29 protein-coding genes are annotated in these 26,996 nt (G+C 56.1%); 3 read left to right on the top strand and 26 right to left on the bottom strand.

What is annotated here, in order from left to right:
• Positions 1-37 precede the first annotated feature (37 nt).
• Positions 38-847, top strand: coding sequence for an RES domain-containing protein (locus AACY26_RS12390; protein ID WP_339514419.1), 810 nt, complete (start codon positions 38-40; stop codon positions 845-847).
• Positions 848-956: 109 nt separating this feature from the next.
• On the opposite strand, the gene AACY26_RS12395 is transcribed toward AACY26_RS12390, so the two are convergent.
• On the bottom strand, positions 957-1,133 hold the full coding sequence (locus AACY26_RS12395) for a hypothetical protein (protein WP_339514421.1): 177 nt from the start codon (positions 1,131-1,133) through the stop codon (positions 957-959).
• A gap of 66 nt (positions 1,134-1,199) precedes the next feature.
• Complete coding sequence (locus AACY26_RS12400; RefSeq protein WP_339514423.1) at positions 1,200-2,003, bottom strand: DNA adenine methylase; 804 nt, start codon at positions 2,001-2,003, stop codon at positions 1,200-1,202.
• Positions 2,004-2,184: 181 nt separating this feature from the next.
• On the opposite strand from AACY26_RS12400, the gene AACY26_RS12405 reads away from it, so the two are divergent.
• Positions 2,185-2,559 (top strand): SLOG family protein, encoded by a 375-nt coding sequence (locus AACY26_RS12405; RefSeq protein WP_339514425.1) that lies wholly within the window; start codon positions 2,185-2,187, stop codon positions 2,557-2,559.
• On the opposite strand, the gene AACY26_RS12410 is transcribed toward AACY26_RS12405, so the two are convergent.
• The 24 genes from AACY26_RS12410 to AACY26_RS12525 all read right to left on the bottom strand — a co-directional run bounded on the left by AACY26_RS12410 (position 2,553) and on the right by AACY26_RS12525 (position 26,567).
• Positions 2,553-3,053 carry a DUF2514 family protein gene (locus AACY26_RS12410; protein ID WP_339514427.1) on the bottom strand — a complete coding sequence of 167 codons (501 nt, stop codon included), beginning with the start codon at positions 3,051-3,053 and terminating at the stop codon, positions 2,553-2,555. The two genes, AACY26_RS12405 and AACY26_RS12410, sit on opposite strands and share 7 nt — an antisense overlap.
• The gene (locus tag AACY26_RS12415) at positions 3,050-3,601 is read right to left on the bottom strand and encodes a glycoside hydrolase family 19 protein (protein WP_339514429.1); all 552 of its coding nucleotides are present in this window, start codon (positions 3,599-3,601) and stop codon (positions 3,050-3,052) included. The genes AACY26_RS12410 and AACY26_RS12415 overlap by 4 nt, the downstream gene beginning before the upstream one ends.
• 62 nt (positions 3,602-3,663) lie before the next feature.
• Positions 3,664-4,428 (bottom strand): DUF2971 domain-containing protein, encoded by a 765-nt coding sequence (locus AACY26_RS12420; protein ID WP_339514431.1) that lies wholly within the window; start codon positions 4,426-4,428, stop codon positions 3,664-3,666.
• Positions 4,429-4,451: 23 nt separating this feature from the next.
• Positions 4,452-4,688, bottom strand: coding sequence for a hypothetical protein (locus tag AACY26_RS12425; protein WP_339514433.1), 237 nt, complete (start codon positions 4,686-4,688; stop codon positions 4,452-4,454).
• A gap of 8 nt (positions 4,689-4,696) precedes the next feature.
• Positions 4,697-6,457 (bottom strand): hypothetical protein, encoded by a 1,761-nt coding sequence (locus AACY26_RS12430; protein WP_339514435.1) that lies wholly within the window; start codon positions 6,455-6,457, stop codon positions 4,697-4,699.
• Positions 6,457-7,287, bottom strand: a complete 831-nt coding sequence (locus AACY26_RS12435) for a hypothetical protein (RefSeq protein ID WP_339514437.1) — start codon at positions 7,285-7,287, stop codon at positions 6,457-6,459. Before AACY26_RS12435 ends, AACY26_RS12430 begins: the two co-directional genes overlap by 1 nt.
• Positions 7,284-8,342, bottom strand: a complete 1,059-nt coding sequence (locus AACY26_RS12440) for a hypothetical protein (protein WP_339514439.1) — start codon at positions 8,340-8,342, stop codon at positions 7,284-7,286. Before AACY26_RS12440 ends, AACY26_RS12435 begins: the two co-directional genes overlap by 4 nt.
• Positions 8,342-11,920 carry a hypothetical protein gene (locus AACY26_RS12445; RefSeq protein ID WP_339514441.1) on the bottom strand — a complete coding sequence of 1,193 codons (3,579 nt, stop codon included), beginning with the start codon at positions 11,918-11,920 and terminating at the stop codon, positions 8,342-8,344. Before AACY26_RS12445 ends, AACY26_RS12440 begins: the two co-directional genes overlap by 1 nt.
• A gap of 63 nt (positions 11,921-11,983) precedes the next feature.
• Positions 11,984-12,379, bottom strand: coding sequence for a hypothetical protein (locus AACY26_RS12450; protein ID WP_339514443.1), 396 nt, complete (start codon positions 12,377-12,379; stop codon positions 11,984-11,986).
• A complete protein-coding gene (locus AACY26_RS12455; protein WP_339514445.1) occupies positions 12,380-15,715 on the bottom strand; it encodes a tape measure protein in 3,336 nt (1,111 codons plus the stop codon). It lies immediately after the preceding gene.
• A gap of 60 nt (positions 15,716-15,775) precedes the next feature.
• On the bottom strand, positions 15,776-16,585 hold the full coding sequence (locus AACY26_RS12460) for a DUF6694 family lipoprotein (RefSeq protein ID WP_339514447.1): 810 nt from the start codon (positions 16,583-16,585) through the stop codon (positions 15,776-15,778).
• Between the two features lie 84 nt (positions 16,586-16,669).
• The gene (locus AACY26_RS12465; protein WP_339514449.1) at positions 16,670-17,422 is read right to left on the bottom strand and encodes a phage tail tube protein; all 753 of its coding nucleotides are present in this window, start codon (positions 17,420-17,422) and stop codon (positions 16,670-16,672) included.
• A 39-nt stretch (positions 17,423-17,461) separates the two neighbouring features.
• On the bottom strand, positions 17,462-17,665 hold the full coding sequence (locus AACY26_RS12470) for a hypothetical protein (RefSeq protein WP_339514451.1): 204 nt from the start codon (positions 17,663-17,665) through the stop codon (positions 17,462-17,464).
• Between the two features lie 10 nt (positions 17,666-17,675).
• A complete protein-coding gene (locus AACY26_RS12475) occupies positions 17,676-18,113 on the bottom strand; it encodes a hypothetical protein (protein ID WP_339514453.1) in 438 nt (145 codons plus the stop codon).
• Positions 18,114-18,115: 2 nt separating this feature from the next.
• Positions 18,116-18,457 carry a hypothetical protein gene (locus AACY26_RS12480; protein WP_339514455.1) on the bottom strand — a complete coding sequence of 114 codons (342 nt, stop codon included), beginning with the start codon at positions 18,455-18,457 and terminating at the stop codon, positions 18,116-18,118.
• 2 nt (positions 18,458-18,459) lie between these two features.
• Entirely contained in the window at positions 18,460-18,714 is a 255-nt protein-coding gene (locus AACY26_RS12485; RefSeq protein ID WP_339514457.1) for a hypothetical protein, read from the bottom strand.
• A gap of 1 nt (position 18,715) precedes the next feature.
• Complete coding sequence (locus AACY26_RS12490; RefSeq protein ID WP_339514459.1) at positions 18,716-19,744, bottom strand: major capsid protein; 1,029 nt, start codon at positions 19,742-19,744, stop codon at positions 18,716-18,718.
• A 15-nt stretch (positions 19,745-19,759) separates the two neighbouring features.
• Complete coding sequence (locus AACY26_RS12495) at positions 19,760-20,110, bottom strand: head decoration protein (RefSeq protein WP_339514461.1); 351 nt, start codon at positions 20,108-20,110, stop codon at positions 19,760-19,762.
• Between the two features lie 12 nt (positions 20,111-20,122).
• Positions 20,123-21,355, bottom strand: a complete 1,233-nt coding sequence (locus AACY26_RS12500; RefSeq protein WP_339514463.1) for a S49 family peptidase — start codon at positions 21,353-21,355, stop codon at positions 20,123-20,125.
• Between the two features lie 3 nt (positions 21,356-21,358).
• Complete coding sequence (locus tag AACY26_RS12505; RefSeq protein WP_339514465.1) at positions 21,359-22,966, bottom strand: phage portal protein; 1,608 nt, start codon at positions 22,964-22,966, stop codon at positions 21,359-21,361.
• A 2-nt stretch (positions 22,967-22,968) separates the two neighbouring features.
• On the bottom strand, positions 22,969-23,184 hold the full coding sequence (locus AACY26_RS12510) for a hypothetical protein (RefSeq protein ID WP_339514467.1): 216 nt from the start codon (positions 23,182-23,184) through the stop codon (positions 22,969-22,971).
• 8 nt (positions 23,185-23,192) lie between these two features.
• The gene (locus AACY26_RS12515; protein WP_339514469.1) at positions 23,193-25,082 is read right to left on the bottom strand and encodes a phage terminase large subunit family protein; all 1,890 of its coding nucleotides are present in this window, start codon (positions 25,080-25,082) and stop codon (positions 23,193-23,195) included.
• Between the two features lie 52 nt (positions 25,083-25,134).
• Positions 25,135-25,653: a terminase small subunit gene (locus AACY26_RS12520; protein ID WP_339514471.1), complete on the bottom strand. Its 519-nt coding sequence runs from the start codon at positions 25,651-25,653 to the stop codon at positions 25,135-25,137.
• 131 nt (positions 25,654-25,784) lie between these two features.
• Entirely contained in the window at positions 25,785-26,567 is a 783-nt protein-coding gene (locus AACY26_RS12525; RefSeq protein WP_339514472.1) for a hypothetical protein, read from the bottom strand.
• 58 nt (positions 26,568-26,625) lie between these two features.
• Between AACY26_RS12525 and AACY26_RS12530 the strand changes: the two genes are divergently transcribed.
• Positions 26,626-26,991: a hypothetical protein gene (locus AACY26_RS12530; protein WP_339514474.1), complete on the top strand. Its 366-nt coding sequence runs from the start codon at positions 26,626-26,628 to the stop codon at positions 26,989-26,991.
• Positions 26,992-26,996: the final 5 nt, after the last annotated feature.

Raw genomic sequence — 26,996 nt, forward strand, 5'->3', positions numbered from 1 at the left:
CTATGCACCAGTGCGATCCATTAAGGGATGACTATCCGTGGAATTCAAAGCACTTCAGCTGTCCTATCTCGACGAGCTTTCTACGGCGATCTTGGCGAGTACGGACATCACACTCGTAAGTGAGAAGTTGAGTTTCCTGCTCAATTTTTACGAGGTTATAAATTATGAGATGACATATGACCGAGAATTTTGGCGGGCACGAAAATGCCCGACCGACTCCGGCTTTCAGTGCGTCGGTGAACTGAACCATCCTCCTTCGGAACACACTGTCGCTGGACGGTTGAATGAAGAAAATGCCCCAGTCCTCTATTTGTCAGCGAACCTGATGTCTACCTTCGAAGAAATAGGCGCTTCGAAGGGTGACTTCTTGCATGTGGCAGCGTTTAAGCAAGATCCTAACGAAATGCTGAGATGTGCAATGATCGGCGAAATCACTCATGTTCACCGCTGGGGCTCAGGCTTGACCTCAGAGATAATCGGACAATTAATTAACAAGCATCTGAATCAGATGCCCCATGATTTCGGAAAGAGCTTCGTCTTCACTGACGCATTTCTTTCCTCAATCCTCAAGGACATCTCAGCCCAGCACACTCAGTATCTTCATTCAAGAACGCTTGCCCGGCTTCTCTTCGAGCGTAATCCGGGAATTGATGCAATTGTCTACAGCGGCGTGGCCTCCGAAGCATCAAGGAACTTTGCGATCAAGCCGAGGGCGGCTGAGAGAACGTTGCAGATCTCGGCGAGCTTCGTTATCAAAATCATTCAAAAATACAAGTTTGGAATGTACGATTTTGAAGTGATCCGCAATGCTTCAGGGGTTGAATCCGACGGCCGCATCATCTGGTAATGCCAAGTGCTGGTGTTGAAGTGCCTGCGAAACTAGGGGCGACTCAGAGCCGATGTTATTCATTACCACCTGAGCCATAGCGGACCATGGCCCATGATCAATAAAACAATTAATTTTTCACCGACCAAACATCAGCAGCCTTCTCAAATCCTACCCACTTCCCCTCAGCATTCAGCCCCCGCTCAGCAACAAGTTTTGCGGCGATGGCTTGGGCATCAACTTCGCCTTTTGCCATGGCTAGTAGCAATTCAGTTGGTAGCGGTTGTAAATGTTCATTGAGGCTCATGGGGCTTGTCCTTGTTTGATTTGGCTGACATCAGTAACGCTCTGGCGCGAACACATAGCAAGCGAATCAGATGCCATCGAATAGCCCGCCCAGCTCAGCCGGTTTCCAGTTCGTGATCACTAGCTCACCCGTGGTTTCGGCCGCGCCTTGACGCTGGTTTGTGCAGCTGTAACGGATATCCAGGCTTTCCATGTGGAAGCCTTCAAACGCTTTGCGGATGTCCGGGTGATCGTTAATGCTGACCATCACCTTGCCTTTGCAGCGCCGCATGAAGTCAGCCATCTGCAGGTACTGGTCGTAGGGGAAGTCCACGCCATAGCCTTCGGTTTCCCAGTACGGCGGGTCCATGTAATGGAAAGTATGCGGGCGGTCGTATCGCTCAGCGCAATCCAGCCACGATAGGTTCTCAACGTAGGTTCCGGCCAGACGCTGCCAGGCAGCTGAGAGGTTTTCCTCTATGCGCAGCAAGTTGATCGAAGGGCCAGTGGTGGCGGTACCGAATGTCTGCCCGCTGACCTTGCCGCCGAACGCATGCTGCTGCAGATAAAAGAACCGGGCGGCTCGCTGGATATCGGTCAGCGTCTCTGGCCGGGTGATTTTCTGCCACTCGAAAATCTGCCGACTCGATAGCGCCCACTTAAACTGGCGCACGAACTCCTCCAGATGGTTCTGCACCACGCGGTACAAACACACCAGGTCGCCATTGAGATCATTCAGCACCTCAGTTTTAGCTGGCTGTGGCCGCAGGAAGAACAACGCAGCGCCACCAGCAAAGACCTCGACGTAGCATTCATGCGGTGGAAACAGCGGGATCAGGCGGTCTGCCAGACGGCGTTTGCCGCCCAGCCATGGAACGATGGGATTAGTCATAGATAGCAAACCTTTACTGTATAAATAAACAGGTGCTAGGATCTCCCCCGCTTCGTGCACGGAGTGAGAAGCCTTGGCTTGGCTTGCAGGTATGGCTGCAGGTTAAGTGGCCGGTTTGGGTGCTCGAACACCTGGGCCGGTCGCTTCTTTTTGATGGTTTAATTAGTCGCTGGAGGTAGTGATGCCTGTAAAAATCATTGTCTGCGGTGGCCACAAGTACAAAGATGGTGCATTCGTCTACGAGTTGCTCGATTACATCCACCGCACGCGGGTCATCGCTGAGATAATTCGCAGCAACGACCGTGGCACGGATCAATTTACGGCGGCGTGGGCAAAGAGCCGGGGCGTCCCCTGCACTGTTGTCGAAGCTCAGCGCGCAGCCTTGGGTGATAAAGCTGATGATGTTCGCAACAAGGCCATGCTCGACCTACAGCCTGATGGCATGGTTGCCTTTCCCAGCACCCACGATACCTACACTCTGAGAAAAGCAGCAGAGGTGGCTGGCGTGCCTATTCACTGGGTTGACCAGTTTGGAACTGATACGGCTGGTTATTGATCGGGCCAGAGTGAGTCGTAAGACTTTTCACAGGCGCTCCCTGCATCCCCGCGCCTTTGAGCTTCTTCAGCCATTGCTCGGCCTGCTCGTTCCACTTCTTCAAGCAGGTCGGCAAGCACAGTGGTTGAATCGGCCCCTGCCTCGCCTCGGTTGGTAACACCGGGACAGCTGGCGGGGCTGCGCTTGAGCCGGGCAAGTTCTGCGCGCAAGCTGTCAGCAGTAGCACCGGCAACAGTAGCGTCAACCGCTGCAGCATCGATCTTTGATTGTGCATCTTGGCGAATCCCCTCTATTGCCGCTTGGCGGCGTTGCTCTTCACTACGCGCCTGATCACCTGCTGCCCTTGCTGCCTTTTCAACCTGGGCGACGTATTCGCTGTGCTTGGCCTGCCAGCTGTTATCTGTGATGGCCCATGACACCCAGACCCCGACGCTAACCAGCGCCAGGGCTATCACGGCATAAACGATTAGGCGTTCAACTGATAAGCCGCTCACTGCAGCACCTCCCGCGCCCGCGCCCAAAGCTGCAGACGATCTTTTAAGCCATTCACGCCGCCGTTGATCTTGCGAGTGACCTTGGTGAATAGCCCTTGGTCGGCCAAGGTGTTCAGCTCTTTCGTCCACCAGTACCAGCCTGCAGACTGGACGGCCCATTCTGGTTGCTCGAGCAATTCAGGTGTGCGCAGCAGGCGGTCATCACCGAACAGCGCGGCGCTGCACTTGAGGTAATTGAAACGGCCCGTGATCTGGATCAGCCCGCGCCCCCGGTAGAGCTGGCCATCACCATCAGCTTCGGGCGTATTGCCCAGCCGCTCAGCCAATCGGCCCGTGTCGTACTTGGCCAGGTACGCATTACCGCCCAGCTCACGGGTAAATTGCAGCTGGCCAGACTCATGACCAACCTGAGCCAGAAACATGGCCATGCGCTTGGGTCGGTCGAACTGCCAACGCTTGGCGGCAGCGTTGATGGCAGGAACAAAAACGCCCGCGTGTTTGCGGGCGTTTGGCATGATGTGCAGCAGTTGCTGCTCGGTTATTTCCATGTTTCCTCCAGGCGTAAAAAAACCCGCATATTGCGGGTCTTTAGAATATTAAATACCTAATATTAATTAAGTCGACTGTTCGGGTGACCCAATATATTTACTGCAAAATCCTTACTCGAGACAGAGGCCCTGTAAATTGGCACTGTCTTACCTATAGCGTTTGAAACCTGCTCAACAATTTTACTTAGCTCACTAAAATCAGAGTCTGACATGCGCGAACCGGCTATGACACTAGATAAAAAATGCTCTCTTGAGTAATCGTATATTCCAGCACCACTTACAAGAACCCGCTCTTCTTCTTCATACTTCCATTCTACAGATTTCGTCAGTAGGTACTGTTTCGAATCAGCCTTTTCCCCCCATGGCACTGAAGGTCTTTTTTCAGCATAATCAACAGGAAACGGCAACATTGGGTCAAGCAACTCACTCGGAGCATCTAGGGACAACCTCAGTTCTACCACAAATCCTCGGTGATGATCCGCATAGTGAGACCACATAAGAATGCCTACTGGAGTCCTGCTCAAACTTAAAACCCCTACAAGATTATGCAACCCGTTTAAATAGGAGCCATTTTCTAAGCTTTCTGAAATATTCTTATGAGTTTTCGCATACTCCTCAGGAGAGAGAGACCATTTAGACTTCATTCTTTCGGCCAAGTCGAATTCTGAACCAAGTTCAAATGCAGGAGCACAATCAAAAGGGTCATTGAATTCAGACGGACAAGTAAATTTCAGAGTCCCATCAGTGAGCATCTTCAAACTACTCTCATCAAACTTTAGGTATTTATACCTGTATAAAACATTCTCACAATCGTAGTCATCAATCATAGCTTGGCCAAATCAACAAGGGTTTAGATCTCTATATCATACTGCGGCAGGCTTGGCGCCTGCCCGGTGATATCGCCGTCAACGATGAAGGCTTTCAGCCCCACCGCTACATCAACACCCCGCGCTGTGATCTGCACACCGCTGCGAAGCTCGATGACGCTGGTCGCGGCGGCAGTGTCGATGCTGATCACATCGCCCACAGTGCGCATGCCACCCGGCAGCAGGCCAATAAACTTTTTCCACGGATTAACCGTTGCCATGGGCGCTCCTAGTAATGGCGCTCGAGGCGCAGTGTTTGTTTGACCCGCACAGCGCCAACGCCTTCAGCGCTGATGTCGGTACCGAGGCACAGCCCGCGCCAGATATCACCGCCCTCTGGCTCACGCACCTCGCAGAGCATGGCAGGCTCAACCAGGCCCGGGTTGCCGGTGTCACTGGGCGGAAACAGCGGGATATAAAATGTCTCAATCGACACGTTGCCGCCTTTGCTCAGCTCGCTGATACCGCGTGAACGAGCGGCTGCAGTGTCGGTGATCAAGTCATCGAGCACGTCCGGGGCCGGGTTGTCGCCTGCAGTACCTGTGCGGCGAACCTGAACACCCACGCCCTGATTGGTACCCGACACATAGACCGTGTTCCATGCAGGCTGTGGCGTCCAGTCACCGGCAAGCTCAGTCATGATGGCTGCAGGGATGATGCGGTCTAGCAGCGCCCCGCCCCAGTTCCAAGACGCCTCACGGTAGCGCGGCAGTACGCTCAAGGCATCGCTGTCGCGAGCGGGACGGATCACGCCACCTGTTGCTTCAGCAATGCGCGCAATCACCTGCATGGCCGTCTGGCTTTGGTAGCTGAACGCACCTGCAGGAATCGTCCAGTCAGCCGGGCCAAGCGCGGCGCTGTCCCAGTTCAGGGTAAAGCCGGTATTGAGCAGTTCGTTTTCAGCAGCTTGCCGGGCATTGATCGGCGCGGCATTCAGGTTACTGCGCAGCGGCGCGTATGGCGCGGCCAGCAACTGGCTACGCGTGGCGCCTTGAATACTGTAACGCTCACCCGGAAAGTTCTGTTTGCGGCTGTAGCGCTCAACCAGCAGGTTCCACGTCCAGCCGTTGATGGTCAGCTCCAGCGTTTTCTGGCCCCCGCCATCAGGCTTGACCAGGTTAAGAGCTGTGCGCCCGGCAATGTCCGCGCTAAAGCTCCAGCTGTAGGCGTCGATGTCGAGGCCCAGCTTGATATTGGCGGCTTCAATCGGCGTGCGATCAGGCAGTACAACCAGGGTCACCAGGTTGGCGATCATGTAGGTCTCCAGAATATCCGGCTCAGCCGGTGTGTCGATCACGTAAACAGGCCCGGTGTAATCCGGGTAGGTGATGCCCGTTGGCACTGGGTCAGTCGGTCGCCCCCAGCCCCACGGCAATGTCAGGCGCTTGCTCAACTGCCGCGCAGAGCTGAAAGACACACCCACACCGCTGTCGACCGGCTGAATGGCCCGAGGCGCAGGCTCATAGCGAAAGTCAAAGAACACCAGCGGCGAGCTGCTGGGCGAGTAACGCTTCCCCTCAAACGAAAACTGCAGGGCGCTACTGCCCGGCACATACAAACTCGCCAGCAATTCACCTGCAGAGTCGTAACGCGGGCCGAACTCATCACTGCGCTGCCAGACCTGACCCACCGCACTGTCCTGCTGACCCGGCATCGGGTTATAGATCAAGTGCAGGCGCAGATCCCGAGCGCGGATGCTGTGGTTCCAGCCCAACCACCGGGACCAATCCTTAGGGTCGACATCATCCCAGCGCGAACCGCAGGCAATCGAACGCGGCGCCGCTGTGCCCCACCGAGATGAGGGCGCCAGATCTGCTGCTGGCGAATCGCGCCAGGCTGAGCAGCCAAACTGGTCACGGCTCAGACCGACACCCCACCCGGCTGCAGCTCCAGTGGAAAGCGGCAGGAGTTTTGACCAGGGCAAACTGCAGGCAGCACGATCCCGGCGCCGTGCCTGTTGCCAGACGGCGCCCACTTCTCGAATAAGCATCAGGTCAACTCGACAGTTACAGGGCCATGGGCCAGGGGCCGGTAATAACGCACCGCGATGGCGCGGGCTGTTCCCAGCAAACGTGAAGGGTTATCGCCTTCTGCTGTCCACCACTCAGGCTCAGATGAGGGCAAGTTACCGGCCTCGGTGATCTGGTAAAGCCAGCCGGTAAACACTGTTGGCCTCACCCGATCACCCACCGCAGCGGCCCCGCCCGGCACAAAGGTCTGCCCATAGTCGTCCAGGCCAATGGCATAAACGGTACCCGAGGTCGTAACCTCCAGATCAAGGCCAGACAATCCAACGCCGCTGGTTGCCCCGTAGCCTGCGACCCGCCATTGGCCGTCATCCATTTTCTCGACGATCAGAGCCTCGCGCACTGCTGATACGCCATCGACCGCCGCCGCAACATCCACCCGTGCAGGCACCGTGGCAACCGGAGCCTCGCCACTGCCCTCGGAGATGTTAAACAGCAGGTTGTTGGCCGTTTCACTGAGAGTTGGCCAGCGCGACTGCCCCAGCCTTGGGCTGCTGTACTCATAGGCCTGAGCCAGCACTTCGACGTAGATGGCTTCACGCTGAAACCACTGCACACTTGGGCCAACAGGCGTAAAAATCGCCAGCATTTTTGAAGTCACCGAGTCCTGCAGCGTGACCAAGTAGTTGGTTGAGTCAACTGAGTCTCGCTTGACTGCGATGCTGACCGGTACTTTTTCAGACCAGGGCGCAAAGATAGGCTTCTTAACCACCTGTCGCCTTTTCACCCGCGCCATCAGCTCAAGCGCTTGAGGCTTTAGTGCAAAGCCCGGAACCAATATTGAGCGGCTCATACCCAGTACTTTTCCAACGGACACATTGCAAAACTACCGTACACAGTCGGGAACAAATAAAACGGCTCATCACCGACCATGACCGGCGCCTTTGTATCTCCGATGCCGGTTCCCCGGCCTAACATTGTCAGCACCGAGCCGAGTTTCGCGTGGGAGTTGTAGCCCATATGAAACAACCCCGGCACCTTGCCAAGCTGGCCACGACCTGACTCCCACACATCGGCCTGAGTAAACTCAAGATCAGCAGGGTATAAATCCAGGTCATTGGTATAGGTCGATAAGCCTGTTAGCTTGGGTGGATAGCCATAAAACCGCGACAACGATGCCGTTTCAACCGCACCTGACACAGGCTCCCTGAGCCGCGTATAACCGTCATACAGCATGCCTCCGGGGCATTCAGAGGACGGATTCCAGGTATCTGGCTGACTATTTGTACCACCGAGCACACATGAATTTTGCGGGCCTGATGCTGGGGTCATCGGATCGCTGGCTTTGATATTGCCTAAAAACAATGTATTGCCTTTATCCCAGCTAATAGAGTTTGCAGTGGTGCCATAGTCTGTTGTCAGCGATGAATAATCCCCGGCAAATACTGCAAGCAACACTTGCGAGCCACGGGCAAACAGCCGCCAGTGCAAGCTGCTACGCAGGTAATAAGTTAGCCCCCACCAGTGCCGATATGCATGAGCTGAATAATCATCTGAATGATGGCCAGAGCGCACATTAGAGCCTTGGGGCGGATAGGCTGCCGGGTCACTAATCGTCTCGGACATATACACTTGAAAGGCGCGTGAATATGCATAAGCCTGGCTAGGGCCACGGCAAAAGGTGTAGTACACGCCATCGGGTGCAAGCAGCTTGAAACCCAGCGGCAAAGAGTTATCGACGACCGTCCAGCCCTGTCCCGGCTTTGCATCCTCCCCAGTACCATACCCAGTAACCAGGCAGGCATTGAGGACATCAAAAAGCCCCTCAGGGCCTTTCGATGTTGAGGTTGCGGTGATCTTTCCGGGGCCGCCAATGTCTTCGTTTGTGTAATAGATTGCATCAGCCATCAGTCAGCATCCCCTCGTATTTGCAGCTTGAATTGATCATCTTCAACCGTGCCCTGGCCACTCAGCACAGTACGCACGACCCACAGCGGCCCGAGGCAGCTGTCGGTGTTAAAGCGCACGCCGTTGCCTGCGAACCAACCACTGCCCCAGCCTTCTTTACGGATGGTGAAATACGGCTCGCTGGTTTCAGGGTTGATCGGAGAGCAGTCTGAGGACGTGGTGCCGGTTGCAATCACACCCAGCTTTTCCTCCACCACGTTAAAACTGGTGGTGCCGGTGAACACCAGCGCCCACTTGGCATCAATCGCCCCACGGTTGGTGATGATCAGCGGATAGCTCAGTTGGTTGTAATTGGCCGTGGTGCTGTTGCCTTGCGGCGCATCCGTCCAGTTTGGCGCGCCAACATTCCAGGTGGCCTGGGTAAACCAGTGATGCACCCGCGCCTGCAGGTCGCCCCAGCTCACAGCACTCGACACTTTGGTTTCACTGGCAGGCAGCGCCCACGGCATCGGTGAACTGATGCTCAACTGGCCGCTGATCTGCACTTCGGTGCATTGCGTCATGTGCTCCACCCGGTCACGTACGGTCAGCGGCAAGCTGAGCGGGCTGCCTTCTGCGTCCTGCAGCACCAATGGGTTAGCCCAGGTAACACGGCCCAGTTTGCGATCAACGCTGTAGCTGGTCGCCACCAGTGCCAGGCCGTTGCTATCGACCACGTCAATTTCCGCCTGTTGCGTGCGAGCCAGTTGCAGCGTCCCGCCTGCAGCCGGACTGGCCACCACTGTTTCATCGGTGTGATGGATGATGAGCACATCCCCCTCGCGGAACACCGGCACCCGGCCATCCGATGGCAGGCGCACCGGGTCGAGACCGATCAGACCCGCATCGAGCGGCAAGCTGGTCAGCACCACGGCGTTGTAACGCAGCAGCAGCGGAATCACCGGAATGTCGCTTTCACCCGTTTCATCATCGATGTCAGCGGTGAAGCGCAAGCGCACGATGCCGGTAGCGATATCAACCTCGCCCTTGATCACCGGGTTATCGAAAATACCGTTGGCATCGGCAGCAGCCGTCACCACCGTGCCGTTGTCCACCCGCACGGCAGTCACCTGCAAGCTGGCAGAACGCAGCGGCGCACCCGGTGTGCGAAAGGTCATGCTGTTGACGCTGAACCCGGCGTTAGTGGTCAGGCAGGCCAGCACCGTGGCGCTGGCAGCTGCGCCCGCCGGGTAGCTGCTGAGCACGGCAGTACCGCCTGCATAATCCACCGAGCCGACCGCCACCCCGGCATTGGTTTGAGTAGAGATGTTTTTGTACAGCACGCCCGAGCGGTCGACATACGTCTCACCGCCCCAGGTAAACACCAGCGAACCCGGCACAATCGGCTCACCAATGGTTGGCAGCAAGTCGATGCTCACCGGCGCAACCGATTGCGTATCGGTCTGCTCGCCGTACTCTTCGCCCGCCCCCTGAGCCGCAGCCACCAAGGTGCCGCCAAAGCTCTCGCGCAAATTAACCGTGGTGCTGACCAGCACAGGCTCTGGAGTACCCCACACGCCGTGCGTCAGCTTGGTGGTGTAGGTGTATTCAACAAAGTCATACAGCTTGGCCACCTGCAGCGTGCAATCGCCGGTGCTGTAGTTGATGGTGCCAGTGCGCCCTACCCAGCCGCCGCTGGCGTTGTCGCTGATGCTGTTGGCCACGTCCACATCGGTTTCATACACCGGCAAGGTGCCGCCGCTTTCCACGACCTTCCAGTTGATGGCTGGCACTGCAGAACGGCGCGTGGTGTTCCAGGTGATGCGGACACTGCCAGGCTGCAGCGGCGCACCGGGAATCGTAAAGTTCGAGACTCCGCTGCTGTCGCTGGTCACCGCCAATGGCGAGTTGTTGACCGTGCCCTGTTCGTAGGCATACAAGATGCCGGTACCGGCGTCGGGCGTCAGGCTCAGTTCGAGGGTGATCTCGCCCGAGGCGTACACGATCAGACCGCTGCCCCCGTTGCCTGCAAGCGTGCCCTGCCCGCTGTCGGTGATGGTTTTGGCCACACCGCCTGCGGTGTAAGAAACCACCAGCGAGCCGGGCAAAACACCGTCATGCGGCAGGGTGTGCTTGATCTTGGCCTTTGAAGCCAGCGCCGCGCCGGTACGCTGAGTAACAGCTGAAGCGTTGGCGCCCACATAGGCATAGATGATCGAGCTGCCCACATCGGGCAACGCATTGAGCGTGATCGACACCGAGCCGGTATCAAAGGCAATGCCGCCCGCACCTTCGCCGACCAGTTCGCCGTTGCCCAGATCGCGCAGCTCTTGCCATTTACCCAGCGCCAGATAGCTGACCACCAGCGTACCGGGCCGCGGTACCGCATCGGCCAGATTCAAGGTGTACACATAGCCGCGGTTGCCCAGCGTGATCTCGACTTCACCGCTCACCGTCTCGCCAGTGGCAGCCGCACCGGGCTGATAGCTGGCAGGCGCGGCGCCCGTCCATGCTGAACCGGAACGGGTTACATTGATTTCACCCGTCTCATAGTCGATGGTGCCGCTGGTGATCCAGTTGCTGCCTGAGATAAAGCGCAAGCCACCCTTGCTGTCATCACCGAACACGCCATTATTCGCAGTCAGGTTCAGCGAACCAGGTGCGCAGCCGGTACCCAGAAACGAGCGCGACTGCCCACCCGTGACTGCCGCAAAGGTCAGCGCCACCGAGCGGGCTGGACCAGCAGCAAGCACCATGCGCCGCTGGTACCCGCCCAACTGGTCGATCAGCGCGCTCTCACGCGTGGCGCTGGGCACCAATTGTGAATAAACGCTCTGCACCCGCAGCGACAGATCACCCTCGGCCACGGCCAACGCCAGCGGGCTGATGCTGTAATAGCGCGCCGCATCGGCCACTTGCGTGGTCAACACTTGCGCCTTGGCTTTGCCATCCAGCGAGGTGGTCGATGTGCCGGCAGGCGTTACCTGACCGCCTGGCATGGTCTCGAGCAATGCCGCGCTGATCGAAAGATCCAGGCGGCGGCGCGTAAAGGTGATGTAGTTGCCGTTACCGTAATCGAATGTGAACTGCTCAAGCCGCGAGTCGACCGAGCTGATGCGCACATACTGCTCATGAGCCGTTGAGACCAGCTGATACACCTCGCCAATTTCAGGGATGCGCTGTTCTTCACGCTGCACGCAGGCGATGGCGCGCTGGCCTTTTAGTTGGTTGCCAAGCAATTCAAATGGCGCCGAGACCGCTGGCACCACATAGCTCTCGATAGCGTTGCGCGCATCCTTGCGCTCATCGGTCTGGCTGCCGGTGTTGAACAGCAGCACCGACACGCGTGGATCAAGCGGGGCCTTGACTACAATCGAATGCGCGCCCAGGTACGGGTCGGCATTGGTGGTGCTGACCCCGGCAAACACCTTGCGCAGATTGATGCGGCCGGTTGTGCGGTCGAGACGCGAGATATCAGGGAACAGGTTATTAATTTCTGCATCCGTCACAGCCTGCCCAGTGGCGCGCCCGCCGCCGTCTTCTTCGTCGGTCAGGCGCTGGCTTTTTAACAGCTTTACATCATCAACATTGATCGTCATGCCAATCTCCGGGCATAAAAAAACCCGCACGGGGCGGGCTATCGGCAGGGTTTATAACGCGGTTTATGGCGCAGGCGGCGGTGCAACGGTGATCAGCCTGAGCGTTACATCATACGGATGATCGTCAGGTGGATTAACTAGGCGTTCGAGCGGGCGTGCCTCAACAGGGGCGCCATTGATGCGGTTGAAGATCACGAAGAACTCACGCCCATCAGGCAGCGTCAACGGCATAACCCGCCCGGCCTGATCGCGCAGTACTTCGAGCTGGCGAACATCAGACAGCGGCGTCCAGACGCCGCCGTTACTGCGCAGGGTGATCGGGCGACCGTGTAACTTGACGCCCTCTTGCACAAGCAAAGCGCCCGACAGTGAGCGCTCTTGCTCCTGAGCAATTACATCCCACTCGAACTCATCAGCCCACTCAAACTGATCATCTAGCTCAACGCTATCAAGCATCATCTATAACGCCCTCAACCCGGCATCCTGCAGGATGTCGAGCAAGTTGGTTTCATCCTGGTCATCGTTCACCGCTACATCCACGGTTTTGCCCTTGGCCGTTTCCAGGCGAATGATTTTCGCCGGGGCAACTGTAGGTGCTGCAGTGGTTGTCTTTTGCGCATCGATGCGCTTTTGTTGCTGCTCGAGCTGGCGTTTCTGGTTGCTCTCCTGCTCGATCTGGCGAAGCGTGCTAAGCGCCTGAGTCAAGTTGCTGACCGCATTTGAATCGCCACCGGCTTGAGCCTCGGCCAACTGTTGCTTGAGGTCTGACTGGCGGCTGGCAAAGCGGCGCTGATCAATGCTGTCCTGCTCACCGCGCAGCTGGGCCAGCTCATCGCGCAGACTGTTTAAGGTGGTTTTGCTACCCTCGCTCAGTTGCTCGATCTTTTGCTTAGCTGACTCGATTGACCCCTCAAGCGTGCGCAGGTCGGAGTCATTCAGCAGGCCCAGCGTGTGGCGGGCTGATTCAGCTTTACGCACGAACTCACCGACCGTAATGCTGCCATCTGCATAACCTTCCTCAAGGCTTTGCAAGCTGGCTTTTTGCTTGAGGAACTGCACCTGCAGGCGCTGGCTTTGCAACTGGGTTTCAACCGCCCACTTGCCGAACGCACTCACGCCGACCGTACTGGCCGCTTTCTGCATTTCCCCCATTGCCTTAGTTGCACGCTGTAAAGACTCGGTGGTGGTATCCAGGTTGCTGGTGTCCAGCTCCAGATTAACCGTGCTGATGCCGTTTAGCTTGTCGAACGCCTCAAGCGCAGCAGCGCTGAGCTGCGCCAGTGGTTCACGCGAGCGCGTGAGCACACCGCCAAAGAAGTTTTCAACATCGGCCAAGTCCTTCTGGACAGCTTCAGCACCACGGCGCGAGTCCTCCATCGCCTGGCCACTAGCGCGGCGTTCCTGCGCCATGCGCTCGCCTGACTCCCGGCGCAACTGCTCGCTGGTAACAATGGCCTCTTTGTCAGAGTCGTTTTTCGCGTCCTGAGCTTTCTTGCCCTGCTCGACTGCGCCCTTGAGTTCTTTCTGCCGCTCAGTGGTTTTCTTCAGCTCCTCGTTGTACTGCTTGGCCGTGATCGAACCATCGTCGTAGAGCTTCTTCAGCGCCGCACGGATGTTATTGATATCGACATCGGTTTTGGCATTGCTGATCGCAGCCTGAACCTTGGAAAGGTCACCTAGCTTTTCATCGAGGTCGGAGACCAGATCGGCTGTTCCACCTGCAGTCACGCCCAACGTTTTGAGCTTATCGCTCAGCACGCCAGTCGCTTGCTGATACTCCTCAAGGCTCAGAGCACCGTCTTTGTATGCCTTGTTGAGGGCGGTGCGCAGACCTTCGAGCTGCTTGCGGGACTTGGCTGTGTCGATCAGATTGACTGCGTTAGCCAGGTCAACGATGGCTGTTTTACCGCTAACCGCTGCATCTACCGTCGCCTGTTTGACCCGTTCACGGTTCGCGAGCTCTTGGTCAGTGAGCGCTTGATCAAGGGCCTTACGCTCAGCGGCGGCATCCTTAACTATCGCCGTTTGTTGCTTGACACCATCTGCAGACTTCTTATTGAGAAAATCCCAGGCACTGCCGATCTGTTTCAGGTCAGTATCGGCTTGCTTGGCATAGCCGTCGCTCAGCTCACCAAGAAAGGTGTACAGCCCTTCGGCCTTGGCCTTGATCTCAGAGCCGCCAAAGAACCCGGCGATTTGCCCGCCAGCCAGCAGCACCGATCCTAGTGTGAGTTGCACGCCTTTGATCAGCGTTGCCGCCGAACTGGTGACCAGGATACTGAAAGCGTTCCAGACCGTGCCCAACGTCGCCGTCGCATACTGCCCGGTGGTGACAACCTGATCGATAGCAGGACCGACCTGCTTGGCCATTTCCTTGGCTTTGTCTGCCAACCCCACAAAGTCGAGCTTACCCAGCTGCTGAATGTATCGCTCGACGGATTTGGCACCATTAACAAAGGTATCTGACAGCGACTGCGCAAGCGCGTCCAGCCGCCCGTCTTGATCCATCTCGCTTATTTTTGCTCCAAGCTCTTGCAGCTTGTTCTTTGCGAAGTCCAGCGCACCCGACGTTGCAACCCGATCAAGGAAGTTTTGCCAAACATCACTCAGGTTGCTCGCAAGCCCGGTGAGCGTGCTCATGTTTTCGGCTGCAGCGCCTTCAGCACTTTTACCGATCTCATCAATCAGCGACTTGATAACATCACGGCCTAACCGGCCCTTGGTCGCCAGCTCTTGCAACTGGGCAACGTTCTTACCGGTAACTTTCTCAAGCAACTCGTAAACAGGTACGCCGCGCTCAACCAGCTGGATAATTTCCTCGGTCTGTAGTTTTTGCTTGGCGAATGCCTGACCCAGCGCAGTGGCAATACCTTGCAGGCGCTCCATCCCGCCACCGAGATCTTCATTCTTATCAACTACAGCCTGCAGCGTTCCGTCCATAGGATCGAGTCCGTAGGACTTGAGCAGCGCGAACGCCTCAGTCACCTCACTGATTTGCAGCGGTGTGTTTTTGGCAAAGTCCTTGATCCAGCTAACCGCCTGTTCACCGCCTTCAATCGAGCCCATCAACGAGGCGATGCGTTTATCCAGCAACTCAAACTGGTCGCCAGTTTTCAACATCGATGAGATGCCGTCTTTGACAAACCCAATGCCAGCACCAAGACCTTGCAGCGCCTTGTCTACCAGGTAGATGGTCACCAGCCATTTTGAGAAGCTAACAACAGCTTGTGTTACGCCCGTTCTAACGGCGCTCACACTGTCGGCATGCTGATCAGCTGAGCGACTTGCAGCGGCTTGCTCGCGGCTCAGGGTTCGGAGTTGAGCGCTGTTTTCATTCAACGCCTGCTTGGCTTGCTCAACCTCATTTGCCAGCCGCTTTTCTTCGTCGGCCAGCTTATTGGTATCAATACCAGCGGCCTTGGCAGCCTTGCGCTGATCGTTCAGGCTAGCTTCGAGCCTGTCCAACTGAGTTTGCATACGCCGCGCTTCACGCTCAGCGTCTTTCAAGGACTGTTGCAGGCCCTTCGAGCCCGGCGCTTTGTCCAGGGCATCACGCAACTCTTTAACCTGCTGCTCGCTGCGCTGGACAGCCTTGCCGGCCTGCTCGACGGAGCGCTCAGCGCTTTTCAGGCTATTAACCAAGCCTTGTGCATTTTTAGCCGCATCAAGCGACTTACCCAGCTCATCAGCCTCTTTACCAAGCGCCGCTAAAGCCTCCTCACTCTTTTTGGCCTCGGGCGACAGCTCGTCCTTGCCCCGTAGCACAAACTGAATCAGGCGGTCTTTGATACCCATGTACTTTTCTCCGGGCAAAGAAAAACCCGCCGAAGCGGGTTTTAGATGCAAATTGTTGAGCTATTTAGCTGAGTACTTCTCTTTCAGTTTCGCTAGACGGTCAAGCTGATTCTCAGACAAACCGCTGGAATCAAACAGTGCCTCACCACCTGGACCATCAAGCCTCACTACTTCAATCGTGAACACTGCATCATTAGGAACGTCAACCTTTCCCCATTCACTGAACATATTCGGAGCTAGCGCCCAGTCCATAGATTCTAGGGGCTCTATCCCGCCAGAGATCACATGGTTAAAGTCTTCGACAATCCAAGGTATGGATCGACCAGGACTTGCTATCGTCCCTTTGAAATAAGCCCGAGAAACAGGGTGAGCTGTACCGTTATAAACGGTCATTTCTATAATAGGCTCTTTGATAGCGGAGTATTTTCGGTCTCGCTGATAAAATCGCGAGCGACTGACAGTGAATTTAGCTAACTCTACTTTGGACTTCTCAGCAGCAGCTAACTCACCCTCCAACTCAGATATTTCTTTCAGCGCTTGTTCTTTTTCTTTGGCGGCTCGTTCTGCCTTGATGACATTGGCTTGAGCTATTAACTCATCAGCAGTCTTACCGTTAACCTCAGTAAGCATTTCGACAGCCAGCGTGTCTGAGGATTTTTTGCCAGACATCACCGCCGCCAAATCCATTTTGCTGAGAGCCACCAGTTGAAGTGCTTCGGTAAATTCTTCTTTTTTTGTGCTGTCGAGCTTTTCGGAAACCTTCACAACTGAAGCTTTCAAAGCAGCCTCGCTGGACCCATCCAGTCTTGGCTCACCACAACCTGCCAACAAAACAGCTGAAACCAAGGCAATTAAAATTCGATAATTCATTGTTCCCCTCCCAGAGTTACAGTGCTGGCACTCTATATCAGAGTGCCAGCACTGTCGCCTGTAATAGTGAGGGGTTGGTCGTCTTTAAGCAGCCTTGTCGACGATGTTCATCTCGCAGAACTTGGAGATGTCAGTGCTCAACACCAGCGGATCAGCCAGCAACTCAGCTGGGCCTTCCAGCTTCAAATACTCCTGACCAAACACAGGGAAGGACGCGAGCATGCCGAACTTCACGCGGCGCAGGTGCAGGCTATAGGGCTCTCCGCTTTGAGCATCGTTGAGACCCGCGATGAAGATTTCCAACTCCACCTGACTACCGTTGAGCATTTGCAGAGCGCTGGACTTGCGGGCGGTATAAGTGAGCTTCACACCGGCAGAGGTAATTGCACCACTGCCCGTCACCAGAATGCCGTGAGGTGTCAGCAAGTAGTCAGTGCCTGCAACCAACGGTTCATCTGCTGCCGTCACAACGGTGACTGGCGCTGACAGATCAGGCAGGCTTTTGAATGGGATCAGCTCACCCTGAATACCCTCACATACCCGTGGCTCTTCAGTGATAATGCCTGCGGCGACCGCAGTGATTGTCGAACGCGTGACCCGCGCCACGTTAGTGGCGGTAAGGTCGTAAAGACCAATAGTGGCTGTCACATCGGTGACTTGCTCACGCACGTTACGGTTACCACCGCCGCCACGAAAGTTAGGCAGCGTTTGACGGTTGGTGGTGAAACCAATAGTGAAAGAATCGCAGTTGCCCATGTCGAGCAAGGCATCCTGCGACTGATAGGCGCGAGCATAGGGAATGCCCTCGCCAACAAACGAGCGGTCAATCTGGGACATGGTGTTACTCCGTGTATTCAGGGCGAAGAGAACGCAGGCTTACTTGGCTGCAACCGGTTGAGCAGGAATAGCCTCGGCGGCTTTTTCCTTAGCTTTTGCAGCAAGCCCAGGCTTAGCAGCGAAGCCCTTGCGTTGGGCGTGATCTACAACTGCCTGGGGCACGTTCTGCTCGCCTTGTTTGTAGGTCTTAACTACGCCACCAGAGGAATAGTTAAACGCTTGGGTGATCGTGATCTTGGGCATTGCAGTGTCCTCACTTGAGGGGCTGTACATAGGTGATTTGAATGGGCATGACATGCGCCGCCCAGCGATGACCTTCTGCAGGCGGTAACGGGGTTTCAGGCTGAAAGCTGACCGTCTGAACGCCTTGAACCGAGATCCCCCCCTTCACTCCCGGCAAGGCTGACTTGATACCCCAGCGAGCGGCGCGCAATAACGGCGCAAAGCCGCGCACTTTGGTGACGGCAGTGATGTTCAAGGTCATACGCTCACGAACGCTCAAGTGCGCCTGGCGCTCGACCTCTTCAGTTGAGCCCGGCTGAATCACAATGAAGTAATCCGGCAAGGACTCATCAGCCGCATCGAGAACACGCATCACACTGTCCTCAAAGACCCGAACACCGAAGATTTCAACAACAGCCAGGCGCGCAATTACCTCCGCGACGATGGCGGATTGCATATCGATAGGCATGGTTATGGGACCACGTAGAAGGTGATCAAGTGGCCGTCATCTTCGGCAATGCCGTCGATGTGCCAGGTCTTATCGGCCAGGGCCTTTACGGGCTGATCGAGATTGGAGCTAAACACTCCCTTGCGATCAAAGGGCTGCAGCAGAGCCTTCTTGGTAGTGATGGTCACTACCCGGTCAACCATGCCGCTGACCAGATTTACCCGCTCGACATCTTTGTCGACTATCACCTCAATACCGCTGGCTACAACTACACCGGCAGCATTGAGGTAATCAGCAGCACCGTCATTGAGTGACGACATGAGCATTGCATCCATATCGTCGGTCAGCTCGGCAAAGCCGGTCATGACTATTCGTCCTGCTGATTCAGCAGATCAGAATTAGCAGGTGGCGGTTGGGTACCCGGTGCGGCAGGTGTCGACGCATCAGCACGCATTAACGCCTGAGCGGTTGCACTACGGATCGGTGCAATGGTTCCCGCTTTGACAAGCTGTTCGGCAAGTTCTGCGTTAGGCGGGGTGTATTCCTTGCCTTTGACGTAGATCGTTTTGCCTTCTTGAATACAACCGTCGACCACCAAGAACACTTCAGGTTTCTTAGCCATTTCACACCACCTTCGCGTAGATAAATGCGTCCGGTTCCAACAACCCAGCCAACGGAGCGGACTGGAGCTTCAGCCAGCGAGCGCTAGGCTCTTTGGTGATCCAAGATTTCGGGAAGCGGGCAGCTTCCACCAAACCACTTTCAATGGCTTCAAGATCCTGAATGGCTCCATAAAGCATGGCGTTGCGGGTGTTGGTTGAACCGAGGATCAATCCACCAGCAGGGATCATTGGCTGCTCAGCACCAGCACCATCGAGGAACCACTCGTCATAGCCATAGAGGTCCACGCCTGGATCATTGAGATAACCCAAGTACGTGACACCATCCGGCAACTCTTCTGGCTTGATGATGCCCATGTCTACCCGTCGGGTATTAAGTTGCTTCATAACCGTTTCGTCGCGCTGAAATGCATCCAACGCTTCGCCGCTGAGCACCCCGGTGTTGGCAGTACGACCAGAGTCCTTGGCAATCTTACGCTTCCAGCCGCGCAGGTTGCCGATAGGATCAGAACCTGAACCACCCCACTGACCAGTTGCAAGCGTGATTTTGTGGTCGGGCGCCATCATGAAGTCGATAGTGTCATCAACGCCCTCACCTACAACTCGTACCTGTCCAGTAGTAAGGGACTGGGCACACATCCATTCCTCGCGGCGAATGATCTGATCATCAAGGTCGGCAATGTCCTTACCCAACTGCTCACCTGCACGCTGCATGGGCGGACGGGACGCATATGGACTTTCACCGGCAGAGCGCTTGAGAATCAGCTCTGCGGTTGTTTCCATCTTCGGTTGAATGTAGGGCGGCACATAAGTGCCGGTGCGGTAGCCTTCGCGATTCACCAGGCTACCGGGAAGACGCGGGTGAACGAAGGGCGCCATCTTGCGCTGTCCCTTGATGATGTCGATGTCGACCGACTTAGTGGCAAAGGTACTGGGTACCCCTCCATTGAAAAAAGTGGTCATCAAGAAGCGGCGCGGCAGCTTCATCTGCTCGACAGCGTCGAGCATAGTGCGAGTATCAAACATATCCATTTACGTGTGCTCCGATCAGCGAACGAACAGGGAAAAAGGACGGAGCGCGGCTTTGACACCCGCTAAGGTGTGGCCTTCTCCGAGCGTCAGGGCGTCACCAGCAACTTCGCCGGTGAGACGAAGCACACCAGGTGCAGCGCCCAAGGTGGTATCGATAGACTGGTCAAGCACCACCGATGGTGCTTCTGAGCCATCGGTAGCCGCGCTCGCTGACAGCAGGTATTCACCGCTGGCAGTGACTTGCCCCAGCACAGCGCCTGCTAACAGCGTTTGCCCGGCAGCGATCACGCCACTGGATTTCACAATGGGGAAGTCACCTGCAGACAAATGCTCAGGTGTATAGGTGTTGCGAGTTGGATTCGGCATGGTGCTCTCCGGTCAGCGACGTTTGGCGCCAGCGACAATGGCGCTGACAGCGGTTTTTTGTTCGGCGGCGTCGGCATCATCTTGGCCTTCCGGGCTGGTTGTTTCAGCGCCCTGACCATCGGCCTTGATGCCCGCCAAGTTAATGCCGCGATCCTGAGCAGCCTTGAACAGCGTCAAAGCAGTAGCCTCAATGCTGGTACCGTTATCGATGGCCGCTGCGATCTCTTTCTCGAAGCCTTTGGCTGAGAGTTCGTTAATGCCTTTGATGCGGGCACGCTCGGCGCTGGTTGCTTCTTCGGCGGCAGTGGCCTGAATGGCGGCGGTATCAACCTGTTCAACTGCTGCCAGTTGAATGCTTTGCGGGTCAGTACCTGCAGCTAGGGCCGCGTGCAGCTCCGCCGTGGTTTTCACGATTGTCATGCTGAGTTTCCTCGGGGTTGCGGCCTGATTGGCCATTTCGGTGATAAGTGATTCAAGTGAGCCGAGCCGATGGGCAAGACCTGAGGCAACCGCCTCTGCCCCAACTTTCAACCCACCGTTGTCACCCATTGCGGGAACCTGGTCGGCATCGACACCCAGGTTGCGAGCAACCTTGGCGACAAATACTTCGCTGAGGGCATTGATGCTTTTGGCGATCTCGGCACGGCCCTCTTCGGTTTCGATATCGGGCCGTTTGTTGGGCGCGTTGCTGCTGGTTATCGTGTAACGCTTCTCGCCATCTCTGGCAGCGCGCATCACTACTTCCACGACTACGCCGATACTGCCCAACAAAGCGGTGTCATCGACCACCAGCTCCTCGGCGGCGCTGCCCAACCAATAAGCAGCACTGGCGACTAAGCCACCGCCATAGGCTTTGATGGGTTTCTTGCCTCGGGCGGCGAAGATCATGTCGCCCAGTTCGTTGATGCCGTTGGCCTCACCACCTGGGCTGTCGATGTTGAGAACAATGCCTTTGACCTGCGGGTTATCCAGCGCTGCCTGCAGGTCGGTTGCCAGCTCTTGGGTGCTGGTGGCGCCGCTGATACGCGTAAACAAATTGGCGTAACGCATAATTGGCCCGGTAACAGGAATCACAGCGATGCCATTGCGCATGGTCACAGCCCGCGTGTTATCCAGAGGTTTGCCCAGTCGGGCTTCCAATGCTTCTGGATCACCCTGACGATCAGCAATCGCCATCAAGTTATCGAGGGCGTCAGGCAGCATTAGCCAAGGCCGCGACGCGGCCAGCTCAAATGCACGGTGCATGGGTTATTCCTCTTCCGGTTTGGCTGGCTCAGCTTCAGGCGTTGCGCCTTTAGGCAGGGTGTACAGACCGTCTTTACGGCGTTGCGTGACTTCGCGCATCCGTTGGCGGTAGACCTGTTGCCATGGTTCGCCGGTCATTGCGGCGGTTTCCAAAGTTTCATTGCTGATGCCGATATCGATGCGCTTACCGGCGGCGTTCGCCTCTTTAAGCTCATCAATGGCGCCGCGTGCTGGGCCAATCCAAAGTGCTGAGCAGTAAGCCTTGCGCTTTGCTGGATCTGCGTACCCCGGCAAGTCAATCAAGCCGCGTGCAACAGCCTCATCAATGATCAGCTCACGGCTTGGTTGACAGAAGTCACAGGTCAGCCACCAACGGCGCAAGCTGTAAAACCGCCAGGCTTGCAACATGGCTGCGCGTGCCGCGCTGTAGCTGGTGTTGTAATGCAGGAGCAGCTCTTCAAATGGAACCTCAAGCGCGGCGCCGATCTGCTTAACCACTGATACAAAGAAGGGGTCAAACTGGGCATTCGGACGCGCAGGATTTGCCGTGGTCGCTTTTTCGCCTTTGCCCAGGTCAACAATGGCGCCCTCGCCCAGCTGGATATCCTCACCACCAGCATCATCGGTGCTGTAGCCATTACCATCCTGTGAGAGTGCTGCAAGGCTCATCTTTCCGTCATCAAAAGACTCTGTCTTCTCAATGAACACGGTGAACATCGCAGAGATTACGGCAGCCATCAGTTCAGCGCTGCTGAAGCGTTCCAGCTTCTGCAATGGCTCAAGCACTGGTGCAAGATATGGAGCGCCGCGTTTTTGACCGGGGCGCTCTTTGTCCGCCATCACATGCATGACACGGCGGCGACCTGTGACAGCGCCAAACACCTGAAGCGGCTCCCACTTGATGGTCGCGCCACGGTTTAGCTCGTTCGGGTAACCGGTACAAACGTGGTACCGCACTGGCGCGCCCAGTTCATCAAACTCAACACCGTCAACCATGCGCGCGCTGTCTAACGCATTGCTTGGGTTGCAGACCCGATCAGTCTCGATCAATTGCAGGCGCGTGCTGAATAAGCAACCAGGTCGTTCAGCATCTGGCGTGGCAATAAACACATCACCGCCCACCATGGCCGAGACCAGCACCAAGGCTTGCAACTGGTAATGGTTGAGCATGGCCTCTGCATCGCACTCACGTGCATCATCTGCGTAGAGCGACCAAAGCCGGTCAAGGTCAGCATTGAGTTGCTCGGCTTTGACCTCATCAATACCCAGCACTTCGTAATCGACCTGGGCGCGGCAGACCAAGCCGGTACCTACCACGTTGGTGCGAATGCGCATCACGGCTGCACGCGCAATCAAATGGTTGCGCATGGCATCACGCGAGCGGGCAACCAGCATGTTGCGTTCGCTGGTATTCAGATCCCGGCGTGGACTGCCCAGCCCCGGTATCCAGCTGGCCATGCTGCGCAGCATGCGGGATGCGCCACGCCAGCGCGTCTCTACCCCGCCACCACCGCCCTGGGAGACAATCTTGCCGTCTGGCGAAGTCGATTTGGCTAGCCGGATAGCCTCTCGGATGAGCAGCTCTTCGGGTCTTTTGCTAAAAAATCCCATGATCAAATGCTCGGATACTTGATGCGGCTACGGCCACGGCCTGTCAAGGCAGCAGTTTCATTGATGACCTCACGGGCCACCTGAGCTTCTAAAATGCGCAAGCTGGCCAACTCGGCGCGCTGGACCTCGCGATCACCCTTGCGCACACGCTGACCTTTCTCGAGGATGGCCTTGATCGACGCCCTGACCTCAGCCAGTCGTTGTTGTGCTTCAGTCATGGGTTACCTCAGTGATTGGCGCGACTACGCGTTCCACGGCCACGACTTACCGCACGGCGGGGAACTGCGGAGACGGGTTGTTCTGTGTTGAATAATGTCGGCTGGAGCAATTGCTGCTCGAGCTGGTCCCACTCGGCATCCTTGAGCAAGTGCGTTTTCAAACTGCGAGCGGCATGCAATGCATACACTTCACAATCCAGCGCCTCGTTGCGACGGCCTGCCTTTTTCTGCCAAACCATTTTGCTTGGGTTGCGCGGATGCGGAGCAAGCACCTCATTGGTCAACTGCTCGTAGTAGTCAGCACGAATCTCGCTGTACCAATGCATCCGACCTGGCCCTGTGCCCTTGAGCCGAAGTCGGGCATCAATCAGCGTCTTGGCCTTATGGGTCCCGACCATGTGTACGCGCAAGCCATAACGGGCAGCCTTGGTATTGCTCTGATTGGTGTCATGAGATTGTGGTGGCTTGGTGTAGATTTCCTTTTCACGACTATCAATGGATGCACCCTTGATCGCGTGAATATTGAACCGTTGCCGCTCCCGCACGTAGGTGTAAACCGAGTGGTTGGTATTCCCGTCAGAGCTGTCAATGCTGGCCGATGAAACCACCAACTGACAGCCGTGCTCACTCGGAACCGCTGTAGCCAGCAGCTTATCCAGCTCTCGCCAGACACCATCGTTCGGGTCAATCGGGTTACCTGGTAACTCGCCCCAGTACAGACGCCAAGATTCTTCGCCCCGGCCCCAGCCCACAATCACAACAGCAAGCCGGTCACCTTGGACGTCTACCCCGGCGGTAATGAGCAACACCCCTTTTGGTGCGGTCAGTTCTGCATAGGCTTCAGCACGTTTTTCCAGCTCATCAGTCTTAGGTGCATCGCTTTGATACTCATAGCTGGCACCTTTTGAACTGTTGACGAAGGCAATCATCGAGCCGATTTTGCCCTGCTCTGCATCGTGCTGAGCCTGCAGTTGCTTTTCCATCAACACCTGAAAGCGAGAACCCCAGAACGTTGCATACAGCTCGTTCAGATCGAAACCCGCGATGCCCCGGAACTCCGCGGTTGCCACCCAGCGCCCATGCTTGAGATTGGCGTTTTTCTGGTTGTCATCCCAAATTGAGCCGCAATGCGGGCAGGTGTAAAACGTGGTTTCAGGGCGTTGCTTACCGTAAACCTCATGGCTGTACTCTGGATCTTCATCACAGTGCAGATTGTCGAAGCTGAGCGCGTGCTCTTGCCCACAATCGTGACAAGGCACCATGCCCCGGCGCTTATCGGATAACTCCATTTCCGCATCAATGGCCGAGAGCCCTTTGATGGTAGGCGTACCACCGATGATGATTTTCGAGCGGCGAAAGGTTTTCATCCGCTCTTTCGCGAGCTTGATGCTGTCGCCCTGCCCTCGCAGGTTCAGGTTGCAGTCATCTGGCTCTTCAACGGCTACACGTGGTACCGGCGTGGACTTAACGCTGGCCGGGCTGTTCGAGCCGACCATTTTCAGAAAACCACCAGGAAACTTCTTAAAGTCCTGCCGCTGTTGCAACTTGCGGCTGCGCAGGTCGACTTTCTTACGCAGGCGCGGCGTTGCTTCAATCATCGGCTCCAGCTTCTCACCGACATACTGTTTGACAGCCTCTGCCTTGGGGAACAGCACCAGGATTGGCGAGGGATCGATGTCAATCCACTTGCACAGTGCGTTGCCCAGTACCCCGGATGTCCAGGCCACCTGCGCTGATTTGCGACAGACCACCTCAGTAACGTTAGGATCATCAAGCGCCTCGAGCGGGCCACCCGGCCAGGTCAAATGAGGCGTCACCTCAAAACGATATTTACCAGGACGGGCCGCTTCTTCTGGAGCAAGCCAACGATACTTGTCGGCCCACTCGATAATCGACATCCGAGGTGGCGGTGCCCACTTGCGAAATGCCCGGCGCAACGCTTTGGTTGCGCTAGTCCTCAGCGTCCTCAGGATCTTCCGGTTCGTCATAATCCCCGGCTGACGGGTCATCGTCGTCAGGGTCATAGTTCGATAGCTCCGTGAGGATGGTTTCAATCGGCTCGCGGATCAGTTGTTCATCCACTTCAACGCCGTAGCGAGCCGACAACACGCTGGCCAGATTTTCAGGAAAGGTGTTTAACAGCTCGACCTTTGCCGCCGTGATCGATGCTTCGAAGCGATCAACCAGGTCTGCAGCAATCACGACCTCGCCCAAGTCCTTTGCCAGGGCAAGTTCTTCACGGTCGGCCTTGATGCGGTCGAGCCGGTCACGCACGCTTTCTTTCTCACCGCGCTGCTGGGCGAGCTGCACTAACCACTCGATCACAGCTTGGGTGTCGTACTCGTTCTCGTTGCCACGGCCTAAGCCAATTTCAAGAACTGGCATGCCGGTGTTTTGCCAGCGGCTGATCGTTCGCTCATCACGCCCGACAATCTCACTGAGCTGAGCCTTGGTTACTCGCTGGCCCATACCTAACCCTCTGAAAAGACAGACATCCCCGAGCAAATATCAGCTAGAGAGAAAACATGGTTCGAATTACCCGTATAGGGCGGCGGGGCCCAGGGAGGACCCGTGAATTTGTGCCGCACTCCGAAGGGCCGCTAGCGGCTGGGCTGCGACTGCGGCCTGCGCTTGAAGTTGCTCGGCAAGTTACCGTTCAAGGCATTGCTGATGGCCTTATCAACGTTTGTCTCAAGGCTCTCATCAGCAGTGCGTTCAACTACGCCGTGGAAGTCCAAGCGGCGTCGGTACTGGGGCTGGGATACGAACGCGAGAACCATCAGAACAGTCTTGCCTCGACGCTCTGCAATGCCAATTGGCGCCTTGCCACGGCGCATCACGAAGAATGCTTGCTCGTGCCCCTTCTTGATTGATCGCCAGCTATTGGAGGCGTTGGCGGTGTAGCCAGCGCTGCCTTGAATAGCCAATAGGCCAGAGAGTATTTGCTGCATCTGCCCCCGGCTGATATTGCCGTATGCATCCAAGCGAGCCCCTGCCGCAGGCGCGATGAACTTACCCGCAGGCAGTATCCGTTTGGCCCTGAGCAATGACTCACTCTTCTTCTCTGCGCGAGGGCCACCGAACACCTGCGGCGCGACCCAGTCTTCGGGCGCGAAACCTTTGGAAGCGTTGTCCTTTTCATCCTTAACCCACACGGCAGCTTCAAGCGTATTGGGCTTGGCATTGAGGATTCGTATCGCATTCAGCGTGAAAGGTGTTGGCCGATCAAACACATCAGCCATCTCGGCTCGCAACGCCAGCCGCGCTTGATTGGCCGTGTGGTTAAGCGCATCGGCTAATGCTCTTGCCGCGAGACCTTCGCCCAATGAACTCAATGAGGCTAATGCTTCATCAAGACCGTTGGCGGATATCGTGCTACGCATTACAGTTACCCCAAAGACCCGCTGTTACTGGGCAATTCACACTTAACGGAATACATAAATGGACACGGTAATCCAAGGCCTCATGCTTGTAATGGCAATGCTTGGGCTCTACATGCAATACCTAAAGAGCAACCAAGAGCATAAGGATCAGCTCAACAAGCTACTGCGTAAGCTTATGGGATCAGCTTTTAGAATCTTTGCTTATGCGGTTATCGTGACCACATTCATGCTCTCGTTTGCAGGAATCTATCTATTTTGGACTGGCAGCGAGCCAATCCAACGCAAGGAAGTCGTTTTACTTGTTCTCCACTTCATCAACGTTTTCACATACGGATTCTTGACTGTTTCAATCCCTGTCAAAGCATTGAAAAAGCGGCACTCATCTGACGATGAAGCAGACCCACCTGAAGCTGAGCCGGTGTAGTCAAA

The organism is Pseudomonas sp. RL_15y_Pfl2_60 (assembly GCF_963970595.1).
Lineage (GTDB): Bacteria > Pseudomonadota > Gammaproteobacteria > Pseudomonadales > Pseudomonadaceae > Aquipseudomonas.